We start from the raw sequence: 13608 nt of genomic DNA, 5'->3' as shown, positions 1-13608 counted from the left end.
GTGCTTTCTCGATTTTGCGACACGAATAGATATTACTTAAATACGCGTAAAATAGAACCTTGATAAGCATACGGGGGTGATAGCTCGTGGTACCACCTCCTTTGTATAATTTAATGATATGATCTAATCTAAGTTTAGTTCATCAACAACCTGATTAACCAAACGAACAGGATGGTTTGCTGGTATTTTAGCAAAAATATCTTCAGGAAATAGACTCGGACTATTGGATGGTAAGGCTTTAAATTGTACTTTCATATCGTTTTTTGGTTGCACCTCAATTTACAAAAAATTGAGGACAAAAAACATAATCCCCGCCATTTTTTAATGACGGGGATTCTTTATTTATCAGACCTTTTTAGACGGCTTCTTTGGGGTTATTGTAATATCTGTTTTGCAAATTCCATACAGACTTTGACTTCCTTGGCGGCATCAGAGTCTTTAGGTATTTTATATTCTAATTCTATGGTTACAGGGATTCTATATTTCTTGTTTTTTAACAATAACAAAACTTCTTTGATAGGGGTGTCGCCTTCGCCCCATTTTAAATTAGCACCTCCATTTTCTTTGTCTTTACGGTCTTTCATATGAATTGAAGAGATGCGTTGGTGATTCTTTTCAATATAGTTTAATAAGGATGCAGTAGTGTTATTCCCTCCGGCAGCTATATAATGTCCGCAATCTAAGTTGACAGTATTAAATTCACTTTGACTTAAGACTGTATTCCACGCCAGATCATTTCCTTGTAAATGATTGTGATACCCGACTTTCATTTTGTGTTTACTTGCAATCCGAGCTAAACGTTCCGAATGCTGTGGTTGCTCAATAAGCAGTTCTGTGGTTACTGATTCAGCGCCTAATGCTTTTGCTGATCGCATTGCAAATTCGATATCTTCATCTGTATTATGAGGATTTAATAAAAAGTCAGGCTTATAAGCATAAATGTGTATGCCCTCTGATTTAAGTTTCTTTTTAACCTTTTTAAATTCATTCATTGAAATTGTTGCTCGCCATTTATTTATACCTTCTGGATCTTTGGGACGACCTAAATACACTTCTACGGGTCCACCCATGAGTTCAACAGCACTGATTCCACTGTCTTTTATTTGTTGAATTAAACTTTCTAAATCTTGTGGCATCGAGCGATATGAGTAGGTAATAACGCCAATTTGTACACCTCCGAATTTGGAATTAAGTTTTTGAGCAGACTGAGCAAATGTTGTAACGCAATCAATAAGCATCACGAGGCTCAATAAAAAGAATCTTATCATAATAACAGTTTAACTGGTAGATTAATAGCTGTAAATATAATGATGTTTATTTAATGTAATTATATATTATGTTGTATTATTCTAAAAAAAACTACGTAAATAAATCTCAAAGAATTTTAATATTGTTGTTTTGCATCACTCAATAGTGTTGTATTCTGCTCATCAAAAAGCTATCTTTGTAACTCAAAAAAATTAAAAGATGAATATTTCTTACAATTGGCTTAAGAATTACTTAAATATAGATAAAACTCCAGATGAACTTTCTTTGATATTGACGGATATCGGTTTAGAAGTAGAGGCTGTGGAGAAAGTAGAATCAATTCCAGGTGGTCTTGAAGGTTTGGTAGTAGGTGAGGTGTTATCTGCTGAACAACATCCAAATGCGGATAAATTGCGTGTGACGAAGGTAAATGTTGGAACGGATACGCCTTTGGATATTGTTTGTGGTGCTCCAAATTGTCGTGCTGGATTGAAAGTAATTGTAGCGACTGTGGGAACTATTTGTCACCCGACATCTGGTGAGCCATTCAAAATCACAAAATCCAAAATTCGTGGTGAAGTATCCGAAGGGATGTTGTGTGGAGAAGATGAGATTGGCTTAGGTTCTTCTCATTCGGGTATAGTTGAATTGCCTACAGATGCGGATGTAGGTACTTTGGTAAAAGATTTCTACGAAATAAAAGATGATTACCGTTTTGAAATTGGTTTGACACCAAATCGTGCGGATGCGGCATCACATTTAGGTGTAGCACGTGATTTAGCGGCTTATTTTAGAACAAACTATACATTGCCGAATGTCGATTCATTCTCTGAGGCTACTACTCAAGGAACTACAGTTGTAGTAGAAAGTGAAGATGCTCCTCGTTATTCGGGTGTAAACATTTCAGGAGTGAAAGTTGCCGAATCACCAGAATGGTTAAAAGAAAAATTAAGTGCTATTGGTATTCGTTCGATTAACAATATCGTCGATATTACCAATTATATATTACATGATTTAGGTCAACCTTTGCATGTGTTTGATGCAGCTAAAATAGCTGGAAACAAAGTTGTTGTGCGCAAAGCGAATGAAGGTGAAGCTTTCAAAACTTTGGATGGTGTAGACCGTAAATTATCTGCTGAAGATTTAGTAATTGCAGATGCTGAAAAGCCAATGTGTATTGCGGGTGTTTTTGGTGGTGAATATTCAGGAGTTAACGAATCAACCACGGATATATTTTTAGAATCAGCTTATTTTAATCCTGTCTCTGTCCGTAAAACGTCAAAACGTCACAATTTAAAAACTGATTCTTCATTCCGTTTTGAGAGAGGTACAGACCCAAATATGACGGTATTTGCATTGCAACGTGCAGCTTTATTGATTCAAGAGATTACTGGCGGCGAAATATCATCCTCTGTGACTGATATTTATCCTAACCCAGTCGAACCTTTTAAATTTGAGGTAAGCTACCGCAATGTGCAGCGTTTGATCGGTAAAGATATTCCTGCGGAAGAAATCAAAGCGATTATTTTGGCTTTAGGAATTGCTGTTACTGCTGAAAATGACGGTGTGCTTTCTGTAGAAGTTCCTGCATATAAAGTAGATGTAACGCGTGAGGTAGATGTAATTGAAGAAGTGTTACGTATCTATGGCTACAATAATATTGAGTTGAAATCTCAAATTTTAGCTTCGCTAAATACACAAGAAAAACCAGATAAAGAAACTGTTCTTAATCAAGTGGCTGACTTATTGATAGCCAATGGTTTTAGAGAGATTTTATCCAATTCATTGACGAAATCAACTTATGCTGATGATGAATCAACAGCGGTGAAATTGTTTAACCCGTTGAGCTCTGATTTGGATACAATGCGTCAAAATATGTTGTATTCGGCATTAACCGCTATTGAATACAATCAAAAGCGTAAACAGTCAGATTTGAAAATCTTTGAGTATGGTAAAACTTACCACTTGAAAGATGAAGGTTACGAAGAGAAACAACGTTTCGCCCTAGCTATTGCGGGTAAGAAAGAAGCAGAACAGTGGAACACGACTTCTAAGAATGTGAATTTCTATAATTTAAAATCTGCAGTTGATACAATTGTTAAGCGTCTTAAGGTAGAAGGTCTACAAGTAGTAGATACCACGAATCCTCATTTTGCGTACGGATTGGATTACATGAAAGGTCAAAAAGTCTTAGTTTCATTAGGAGCTGTACATACTGATGCTTTGAAAAAGGTAGATGTAGACGGTCAAGTGTACTTCGCGGATTTTGATTGGGATTTGGTGTTGAAAGCAATTCGTAAGAATTCAATTAAATTTAAAGAAGTGTCCAAATTCCCTGCTGTACGTCGTGATTTAGCTTTATTAGTGGATGAAGCTGTTACTTTTGAGCAATTGAAAAATGTAGCGTTGAAGTCGGATAGAAAGTTATTGAAAGAGGTTAATATCTTTGACGTTTACAAAGGTGATAAACTACCTGAAGGCAAAAAGTCTTATGCTCTGAGTTTTACGATTCAGGACGAAGAAAAAACGCTAAATGACAAACAAATTGATAGCATTATTAAAAAATTAATTATTAACTTTGAGAAAGAGACTAATGCAGTAGTGCGTTAGTCGCTCAGAACAATAATTTTAATTGCGTAAATAAGTATGGCATCATTATCGTCACAAATGAATATTATCGTTGAGAAAACGAAAAATTTAATTCAATTGTGTGAAGCTTTACAAGAGGAAAATGATTTGCTTAAGTTGGAATTGCAATCCGTACAAGTCGCATTCGAGACGAGTACTGAAAAAGTAAAACAACTTGAAGAGCAGACAAAAGCGATGACAGTAGCACGCGCTCTTGACGAAGCAGACATCGATAAAGAGGCAATAAATGAAAAAATACTTGACACAAAACAAAAAATTAACGATTTTGTGCGAGAAATAGATAGATGTATAAACTTATTGAAATAGATAAGTAGGGTTAGCAAATAAGTTTATTACGTTATTAAGCTCGATAATCATGGGAGAGATTTCCATAAAAATAAATATCGCAGACCGAGTGTATCCGTTGAGGGTTACAGCGGAAGAGGAAGAGGTGATTAGACATGCTGCGAAATTGATAAATGAAAAAATAAAGGAATTGCAAGAAAACTATGCAGTTCGTGATAAACAGGATTTATTGTCTATGTGTGTATTGCAATATGCTACTGGGATGATAAAAGCTGAAAGACAAGTACAACAGCAAGATGCTGGATTGGAACAATCTATTCATGAATTGGATAATTTATTGTCAGATTTCTTTACTAAATAAATATCGTTCTTTTAGAGCTATATAACGACGAGTTTGCCGCAATTAAATTCGGGTTGTCACTATTTTAAACTTAACGCTTCAATATCACGAGCAATATCAAGATATAGGCCATTTTGCTTTTAGCCATCTAGGTCATAATCATACGCTCAAATCATGTGTAATCGAAGTTTAATAATACTTGGGACCTGTTAATTTAATTGCGGTTTTTTTTTGCTGAAAAACTTTAAAAACTAATATATATAAATAATAATATGGAGTTAATAACCACAATTTCAATTATCATATCGCTTGTAATTGGTATTGTTATTGGACGATATTTATTGCAAATGTTGTTCAAGAAACAAGAACAAGAAGCCAAAGAAAAAGCGGAGAATATCATAAAAGAAGCCGAGAAAGCTGCTGAACATGCTAAAAAACAACGCCAATTAGAGGCAAAAGAAAAATTTCTTCAATTAAAATCAGAACACGAGAAAGAGGTTAATCAGCGTAATAACACGATTAGTCAAAAAGAAAACACCATTAAACAAAAAGAGCAATCGATTAACCAAAAACTTGAAAATCTTAATCGCGAGAAACAAGAGTTGGATAAGAAAAGTGCAAAACTCGACCAACTGATTGAATTGAATGAGAAGAAAACAGAAGAGGTAGAGCAATTAAAAAATCAACACATCAGCCAATTGGAGACAATTGCTGGTTTGACGGCAGATGAAGCTAAAGAACAATTAGTTACTTCATTGCGTGAAGAAGCTCGTTCTCAAGCTATGATTCAAATCAAAGATATCGTAGATGAGGCAAAATTAACAGCTTCTAAAGAAGCTAAGAAAGTAGTTATCCAAACTATTCAACGTACAGCTACAGAATCCGCAATTGAGAACACAGTTTCGATTTTCAACATTGAAAATGATGAAATAAAAGGACGTATTATCGGCCGTGAAGGACGTAATATTCGTGCTTTGGAAGCTGCTACGGGTATTGAGATTATTGTTGACGATACGCCAGAAGCGATTATTCTATCTGGTTTTGACCCAGTACGTCGCGAGATTGCACGTTTATCTTTACATAGATTAGTAACGGATGGACGTATTCACCCTGCACGTATCGAAGAAGTTGTAGCAAAAACTCGTACACAGATTGAAGACGAAATCGTAGAAATCGGTGAGCGTACTGCTATTGATTTAGGTATTCACGGCTTGCACCCTGAGTTGATTCGAATGGTAGGTCGTATGCGTTACCGTTCTTCTTATGGTCAAAACTTATTGCAACACTCTCGTGAAGTTGCAAACTTCGCTGCAACGATGGCAGCTGAATTAGGACTTAATGTTAAGCACGCTAAGCGCGCAGGTCTATTACACGATATTGGTAAAGTGCCTGATGATAACCCAGAATTGCCACACGCAATCTTGGGTATGCAATTAGCAGAGAAATATAAGGAGCACCCAGATGTATGTAATGCAATCGGTGCCCACCACGACGAAATCGAGATGACATCAATGATTTCACCAGTAGTACAAGCGTGTGATGCGATCTCAGGCGCACGCCCAGGTGCACGTCGCGAAGTGGTAGAAAGCTATATCAAACGTTTGAAAGAATTAGAAGAATTAGCGCTATCTTACCCTGGTGTAGAAAAAACATTTGCTATTCAAGCTGGTCGTGAATTACGTGTTGTTGTAGAAAGCGAAAAAGTAACGGATGCACAAGCGGAGATTTTGGCAGCGGATATTTCTAACCGTATCCAAACGGAAATGACCTATCCAGGTCAAATCAAAGTTACTGTGATACGTGAGACACGTTCGGTGTCTTATGCAAAATAGACTTTTATTAAAATAAATAATAGCAAAGCCCTAACTTTATAGTTGGGGTTTTTGCTTTTTAGAATTTTACCACATGGACATTACTAAAAGATTTGATCGACTTCTTAGTATTTATTTTTATTTGCAATCCAAACCCTTGGTGAAAGCTCAAGATTTAGCAGATAAATATGAGGTGAGTTTGCGTACGATTTATCGCGACATCAAATCTTTAGAGCAAGCTGGTGTTCCCATTATAGGAGAGGCTGGGTATGGTTATTCGCTTATGCATACCTATAAAATTCAACCCATCAATTTCACTGAACAAGAGGCACTGAGTTTTGGGGTAGCCGAGAAATTAATGCAGCATTATTTGGACAAGGAAATGGGGGAGCATTTTAGCAATGCACTGCTAAAAATGAAAGGTGTTTTGCGATTTGCTGATAAGGAAAATGTCGCTGATTTGGATTCAAAAGTTCTGATAAATAAGCAAAAACATTTTCTGAATGAAAACGTGCCTACAGCATTAGCTACGCTTTTTGAAAGTATGGTCAAAAAAAGGCAGATTCATCTCCACTATAAATCCATCGAAAGTAATAGCCAAGAACGTAATATTGAAGTTATTGGTGTATTTCAGGAAGGACAGTTTTGGTATTTCATGGCGTATTGTCATTTACGTGAAGAAGTCCGTCAATTTAGACTGGACAGGATTGAGCATATACGCTTAACTGATGAACGTTACACACAACAATTTATGCCATTAAACGTATATCTAGAAGCGAATAACAAAGAAGAAGTCTTGCACACTATACGCGTTTGGGTAAGTAAGGAGATGTCGCGGTATTTGCATTGGGAGAGGCAATATTATGGATTTATCCAAGAGGAAGAAAAAAATAATGGTGTAGAAATGCTATTCCACACCAGTCAAATTGAACATTTTGCAAGATGGTTTATGATGTTTGCTGACGAAGCTGTAATTTATGAACCTGAAATTTTAAAAGATCAAGTACAAATTATCTTGCAAAATGCAATAAATTCTCTTGAAGATTATTCTCTTTCCCAAAAGAATGGAGGTTCAATACCTAAGGCTCTCAAGTAAACAAATCCTTGTGCGCGATGATGAACTTCATTGTCTATGAAATAAATAATATTGTGTACAATTGGAAAATTGTATTCGCCGAATAAATTAAAATCATCATTGAATCTTTCTTCTGGAATTTGGTTGTATAAATCAATCAGCACAGGCGTGTCCTTATCCCATTGTGCTAACAAATCGGCTTTTGTGTGTAATGGTAAATCATGATTATAGCTCTCTATTTTATCATATACAATACCAGATAGACCTGGTACTGCTAAGGATAGCATTTCTTTTGCCAAATCCGCAAACGAACGCATTCCACCTATTGAGAAATTAAATAATTTGTCTTCTGGGAATTTCTCAATTGTTTTTCGTGTTAAATTACGGTGACCCAACCAATGTTGTAATAAGTCTGCTTTCGAAATAATTGCTGTCTTTTCCATTTTCTTTGAGGTTTTAATGTTATTCAAAGGTAGGAGCGACTTGTGACAACAGTTTGTCAGTAGTGTTTTGCTATTTTCACATATTTTATAAAAGTGTTTTCTTTGCAATAATCTTATCTTTGTGCTGGAAATATGAACAACATGATTAATAAAGAAGAAAAAATAAAAAACTTTGATCCTTCACAACCTGGACTGGCAGATGCAAGTATTTATGGTTTGCCATTTACAGCAGAAGAATCTGAAATTATAGTTATTCCAGTACCTTGGGAAGTGACTGTTAGTTATGGTGCAGGTGCGTCAGAAGGGCCAGATGCTATCCTAGATGCGTCATTCCAAGTTGATTTGTTGCATCAAGATTTTCCAGAATTGTGGAAATTGGGTATTTATATGGACGAAGCTCCAGCGCAGTGGGCAGAGCACTCGGCAAAATATAAAGCATTAGCACAACCTATTATTGAAGCATTAGAAAGTGGAGAAGATATCAATGAAAATCCAACTTTAAAAGCGAATTTGGACTCCATTAATGCTGCTTCAACCCAACTCAATGCCGAATTAAAAGAGCGTGTGTTGGAATGGACTGCTAAGGGTAAAAAAGTAATTTTATTAGGTGGAGATCACTCAACTCCGCTGGGTTATTACCAAGCTTTGGCTACAACATACGACAATTTTGGAATCCTACATTTCGATGCACACATGGATTTGCGTATTGCTTACGAAGGTTTTACGTATTCCCACGCATCTATTATGTACAATGCGATTCAGTTGCCACAAATAAGCAAATTGGTACAAGTAGGTATTCGTGATTTCTGTGAGCAAGAAGTTGAAGTTGTACATTCATCGGATAAAGTGAAAGTATTTACAGATGCGGATCTTAAAAAAGCACAGTTTGAGGGTAAAACTTGGCAACAGCAAGTAGATGAGATTATTTCGTATTTACCTGAAAATGTAGCGGTGAGTTTTGACATCGATGCACTTTATCAATGGTATTGTCCAAACACGGGTACACCAGTTCCGGGAGGGCTTTCCTACGAACAAGCTGTTTACGCTTTATCTCGTTTAGCGGAATCCGGCAAAAAAATAATCGGAATGGATTTAGTCGAAGTTGCTCCCGGCGAATCTGACGAATGGGATGGGAATGTAGGTGCACGCTTATTATTCCATATGTGTGGTGTTTTTGCCAAAAATAATGGTTTGAATGTTGGTCATAAGATTCAATTCTAACAATTTATAAGATATTTATGCAAAGCAGGTATTGTATTATAAAACCTGCTTTTTCTTTTTTATTGTAGCACAAGATGTCTTACTTTCGTTTTAAAGACACACTATACTTAAATTACATTCTATAATTAATGAAAAATACAGCTATCAAAATTTTTGCTACAGTTTTATTAAGCAGTAGTTTTTACTATTCCGAAGCACAAACTTTACGTGGTATTGGTAAACGATTAGGACAAAAACCAGAACAATTTATCGATAAAAAAGTAGATGATATAAGCAATGCTACAGCATCGCAGAGTCAACCAACTGTTACCAACAGTGCATCTCAAAATGGTCCATTCGAAAACTTACAAGGGTTAAAATACGATTATGTACGCGGAACAGAAGTCGTTTTTGAAGATAACTTTAGTGCAGATGAGTTAGGTACTATGGCGCAACGTTGGACAAGTAATGGGAGAGGTTCAGTGAGTCAAGTGAGTTTAGCAGAGGGTAAATGGTTGGAATTATTTGATGGTAATACGTATAAGATTAAAGATTTAGTTCGTATTCCAGAGAATTTTACGATTGAGTTTGATGTGTTGGCATTATCAGATGATAAACATCAATTTCGCTTAGATTTTGGTTTTGATTACCAAAAAGGTGTGGGTAATCATTACTATCTAGCAAAACATAATCCATTAAATATAAATGCTTCTTATTGGTTTAATCGTTTTGAATTCCATAGTAAAGAAGTGACACCAAATAAGAATAGTGAGGTAAAAGCTAATATGTCCTACTTTGCTAATGATGTGATGAAAGTAAAAATACGTGTAGAGGGTAATCGTATGCATACATACATCAACGAATACAAAATTTTAGATACCGAAATGGTTGATCCAATAACCAAGAAGTATTTCTATTTAGCTTTTAACAATGATGATAAAACTGCGAAAATTTATATTTCAAACTTCAGAATTGATAAGATTTAGTGATTACTGAATATATTCTATTAAGCCCTCATAATGTTCTACTAATTATGAGGGTTTTATTTTGTTGATATATAAATTTTTATTGTAGCAAAATAAATTTTAATTTCGTTTAACTTAAAAAATTAACCAAGTATTACATGAAATTAAAACTGCTTGCTCTGGCTATCAGCATATCATTTCTTAATATAATGTGTTGTGGAAGCAATCAATCTGCTATGACTATTGAATATTTACCAATGGGAAAGATATCATTTGTAAATCAAATAGAAAAGTATAGTATAGTTAAGATAGCATAAAAGTCCCGTTTGATATTTACTTTAATTTTGACACTAAACAAGTTTACACTTTTAATTATTCAATTATTCCTATGGCATGTACTATGCATAGTCCTTTCTATACCAATACTATGAATAGAGAAAAATTAGCTGTTAGTATAGATAATGATTTTGTATATAAAGACGATACAATTCTAGCAAATTCAAATATAATGGACCTAGATTTATCGTCATATAAGTTTATTTTCTATAATGGGGGACAAGGAGTTCGATTTTACGAAAAATTCCTATACTATGCCAAATTCAATAAAGGTTGGACGACTTTTACCATCGCTGGAGAATTAGAGGATGGTCAAAAATTTAAGTTTGAAAAAGAAGTATATTTAGACTTATAATCCAACCTTGCCAACCTTTTTCTCAATTCCGTCATAATTAACCCTTTTATGAAGATTTAAAATTGATTTTGTTATCTTTAGGCGAATTTTGATAAGGGGAGAATCTCATTGTTAAAATTCAATTTTTAAAGTAGAAACATTATTATATTTTCAATAGAAAACTATGTCATCTAAAATCATTTACACTAAAACAGATGAAGCGCCATTATTGGCTACTTACTCTTTTTTACCTATTGTACAAGCGTTCGCAAAGACAGCGGATATCGATGTAGAATTAAGAGACATTTCATTAGCAGGACGTATCCTAGCTAATTTCAACGAATATTTATCTCCAGAGCAACAAACTGCTGATGCGTTAGCAGAGTTAGGTCAATTGGCTAGGACTCCAGATGCAAACATCATCAAGTTGCCAAATATTTCAGCTTCTATTCCTCAATTAAAAGGTGCTATAGCTGAATTGCAAAAAGCAGGTTACGCAGTGCCTAATTACCCAGATGCTGCTACTACGCCAGAAGAAGAAAAAATCAAAGCTACTTACGCTAAAATTTTAGGTTCGGCTGTAAATCCAGTATTACGTGAAGGTAACTCTGATCGTCGTGCACCAAAAGCGGTTAAGAACTATGCTAAAGCTAATCCACACCGTATGGGTGCTTGGGCAGCAGATAGCAAAACTAAAGTAGCGTCAATGACTGACGGTGATTTCTATGCTACAGAGCAATCTGTAACAGTAGAAGAAGCCGGTCAATTCAAAATTGAATTTGTAGCTGCTGATGGTTCTGTGAAAGAATTGAAAGGATTAGCTCCATTAAAAGCTGGTGAAGTGATTGACTCTTCAGTAATGAATGTGACTAAATTAAAAGAATTTGTTGCCGCTACTATTGCTGAAGCTAAAGCTGAAGGTGTATTATTATCAGCACACTTGAAAGCTACGATGATGAAGGTTTCAGACCCTATCATTTTCGGTGCTATCGTAGAAGTTTACTTCAAAGATGTTTTCGCTAAATATGGTGAGTTATTCTCTTCTTTAGGAATTAACAAAAACAATGGTTTAGGTGAGGTATTTGCTAAAATGGCTGGTAACGAGAAAGAGACTGAAGTAAAAGCTGCTATCGAAGCTGCTATTGCAAATGGTCCTGATTTAGCAATGGTGAACTCGGACAAAGGTATTACAAATTTACACGTTCCTTCAGATGTAATCGTAGATGCTTCTATGCCAGCTATGATTCGTATCGGTGGTAAAATGTGGGATAAAGCAGGAGCGGAGCGTGACACGATCGCAATCATCCCTGACCGTTCTTACGCTGGTGTTTACGAAGCTGTAATTGAAAATTGTAAAGAAAACGGTGCTTTAGATCCTCAAACAATGGGTTCTGTTCCAAACGTAGGTTTGATGGCTCAAAAAGCTGAAGAATACGGTTCTCACGACAAAACTTTCCAAGCTGCTGCAAATGGTACTATCCGTGTAGTTGATGCGAATGGTAATGTATTGATGGCGCAAGCTGTAGAGGCTGGTGATATCTTCCGTATGTGTCAAACTAAAGATGCTCCTATCCAAGACTGGGTTAAATTAGCTGTAAACCGTGCTCGTTTGTCTGCTACACCTGCTGTATTCTGGTTGGATGAAGCTCGTGCTCACGATAGAGAAATCATCAAAAAAGTAGAGAAATACTTGGGAGATTACGATACCAATGGTTTAGATATTTTTGTAATGTCTCCAATTGAAGCAACTAAATTCTCTTTAGATCGTATCCGTGAAGGTTTAGATACGATTTCTGTAACTGGTAACGTATTACGTGACTATTTAACTGACTTGTTCCCAATCTTAGAAGTTGGTACTTCAGCGAAAATGTTATCTATCGTTCCATTGATGAATGGCGGTGGTTTATTTGAGACAGGTGCTGGCGGTTCAGCTCCTAAACACGTAGAGCAATTCTTAGAAGAAGGTTACTTACGTTGGGATTCATTAGGTGAGTTCTTGGCGTTACAAGCTTCTTTCGAACATTTAGCACAAACTCAAAACAACACTAAAGCACAAGTTTTGGCTGATGCATTAGACGAGGCTAACGCTTTATTCTTAGCAAATGACAAATCTCCAGCTCGTAAAGTAGGTCAAATTGATAACCGTGGTTCACACTTCTACTTGACTTTATATTGGGCTCAAGAATTAGCTAAACAAACGAAAGATGCTGAATTAGCAGCTAAGTTTGCAACTTTGGCTGAAACATTATCGACTAACGAAGTTAAAATTAATAAAGAATTAATCGCTGCTCAAGGTAAAGCTCAAAACATTGGTGGGTATTACTTCCCGAATGATGAGTTAGCTACTCAAGCATTACGTCCTTCAGCAACATTGAATAATGCAATTGCTGCATTGTAAGTAATTCATTTGTAGAAATATTCAAAAATCCTTCTTCGAAATCGAAGAAGGATTTTTCTTTAATAAAATCAAACTTGTAAATATTTAACACAAATAAATAGTTGATTATCCATTTATTATACCTACCTTGTAGCAATTAATAATAATAACAATATGAATAACGGAACTGTAAAGTTTTTTAATGAAACTAAAGGATTTGGTTTTATTACACCTGATGGCGGTGGCGAAGATGTATTTGTACACGTATCAGGCTTAGTTGACCAAGTTCAACAAGGCGACCAAGTTACTTATGACTTAGAAAAAGGTCGTAAAGGCATCAATGCCACTAATGTGAGAGTAAACTAATTTTAATTATATTGATCTTACAAGAAGGCGAATCCATTGGATTCGCCTTTATTGTTGTGCGCCCGGCATGGGCGATAACTCTAGGGTGCAAGTCCCGAACACGCCATTACAGTTGGAAGTGTTAGCCGAAGGCAAGGGTGTCCACCGTGAGGTGGAATCTGAAGGAAGCCACAGGCAAA

Annotated in this window: 12 protein-coding genes and 1 pseudogene; 10 read left to right on the top strand and 3 right to left on the bottom strand. The window is 35.8% G+C overall.

The genetic code is table 11. The features are described 5' to 3' along the window. Together GOQ17_RS16465 and GOQ17_RS15680 are read right to left on the bottom strand one after the other, a co-directional pair. A pseudogene (locus GOQ17_RS16465) lies at positions 1-255 on the bottom strand (transposase); the annotation flags it as partial. Between the two features lie 119 nt (positions 256-374). Next, the gene (locus GOQ17_RS15680) at positions 375-1268 is read right to left on the bottom strand and encodes a sugar phosphate isomerase/epimerase family protein (RefSeq protein WP_159638943.1); all 894 of its coding nucleotides are present in this window, start codon (positions 1266-1268) and stop codon (positions 375-377) included. A 199-nt stretch (positions 1269-1467) separates the two neighbouring features. Here GOQ17_RS15680 and pheT point away from each other — a divergent pair, with 199 nt between their 5' ends. The 5 genes from pheT to GOQ17_RS15655 all read left to right on the top strand — a co-directional run bounded on the left by pheT (position 1468) and on the right by GOQ17_RS15655 (position 7429). Further along, the gene (pheT, locus tag GOQ17_RS15675; RefSeq protein ID WP_159638941.1) at positions 1468-3858 is read left to right on the top strand and encodes a phenylalanine--tRNA ligase subunit beta; all 2391 of its coding nucleotides are present in this window, start codon (positions 1468-1470) and stop codon (positions 3856-3858) included. A 36-nt stretch (positions 3859-3894) separates the two neighbouring features. After that, entirely contained in the window at positions 3895-4203 is a 309-nt protein-coding gene (locus GOQ17_RS15670) for a hypothetical protein (protein ID WP_159638939.1), read from the top strand. Between the two features lie 49 nt (positions 4204-4252). Beyond that, the gene (locus tag GOQ17_RS15665) at positions 4253-4543 is read left to right on the top strand and encodes a cell division protein ZapA (RefSeq protein WP_159638937.1); all 291 of its coding nucleotides are present in this window, start codon (positions 4253-4255) and stop codon (positions 4541-4543) included. Between the two features lie 251 nt (positions 4544-4794). Continuing rightward, complete coding sequence (rny, locus tag GOQ17_RS15660) at positions 4795-6354, top strand: ribonuclease Y (RefSeq protein ID WP_159638935.1); 1560 nt, start codon at positions 4795-4797, stop codon at positions 6352-6354. Positions 6355-6427: 73 nt separating this feature from the next. Further along, a complete protein-coding gene (locus tag GOQ17_RS15655; RefSeq protein ID WP_159638933.1) occupies positions 6428-7429 on the top strand; it encodes a helix-turn-helix transcriptional regulator in 1002 nt (333 codons plus the stop codon). Here GOQ17_RS15655 and GOQ17_RS15650 read toward each other — a convergent pair. Next, positions 7378-7851, bottom strand: a complete 474-nt coding sequence (locus GOQ17_RS15650; RefSeq protein ID WP_159638931.1) for a DinB family protein — start codon at positions 7849-7851, stop codon at positions 7378-7380. The two genes, GOQ17_RS15655 and GOQ17_RS15650, sit on opposite strands and share 52 nt — an antisense overlap. Before the next feature lie 141 nt (positions 7852-7992). Between GOQ17_RS15650 and GOQ17_RS15645 the strand changes: the two genes are divergently transcribed. The 5 genes from GOQ17_RS15645 (at position 7993) to GOQ17_RS15625 (ending at position 13429) form a co-directional block, all read left to right on the top strand. Next, a complete protein-coding gene (locus tag GOQ17_RS15645; protein WP_201288651.1) occupies positions 7993-9072 on the top strand; it encodes an agmatinase family protein in 1080 nt (359 codons plus the stop codon). Between the two features lie 128 nt (positions 9073-9200). Beyond that, positions 9201-10037, top strand: a complete 837-nt coding sequence (locus GOQ17_RS15640) for a hypothetical protein (protein WP_159638929.1) — start codon at positions 9201-9203, stop codon at positions 10035-10037. A 406-nt stretch (positions 10038-10443) separates the two neighbouring features. Continuing rightward, positions 10444-10707 (top strand): hypothetical protein, encoded by a 264-nt coding sequence (locus tag GOQ17_RS15635; protein WP_159638927.1) that lies wholly within the window; start codon positions 10444-10446, stop codon positions 10705-10707. 163 nt (positions 10708-10870) lie between these two features. Continuing rightward, entirely contained in the window at positions 10871-13084 is a 2214-nt protein-coding gene (locus tag GOQ17_RS15630; protein ID WP_159638925.1) for an NADP-dependent isocitrate dehydrogenase, read from the top strand. A 153-nt stretch (positions 13085-13237) separates the two neighbouring features. Then, the gene (locus GOQ17_RS15625) at positions 13238-13429 is read left to right on the top strand and encodes a cold-shock protein (protein ID WP_159638923.1); all 192 of its coding nucleotides are present in this window, start codon (positions 13238-13240) and stop codon (positions 13427-13429) included. Positions 13430-13608: the final 179 nt, after the last annotated feature.

Source organism: Sphingobacterium composti (assembly GCF_009829075.1).
In the GTDB taxonomy this organism is placed as follows: Bacteria; Bacteroidota; Bacteroidia; order Sphingobacteriales; family Sphingobacteriaceae; genus Sphingobacterium; species Sphingobacterium composti.
The sequence above is the reverse complement of the archived record's forward strand: the minus strand, read 5'-3'. Positions and strand labels throughout refer to the sequence as shown.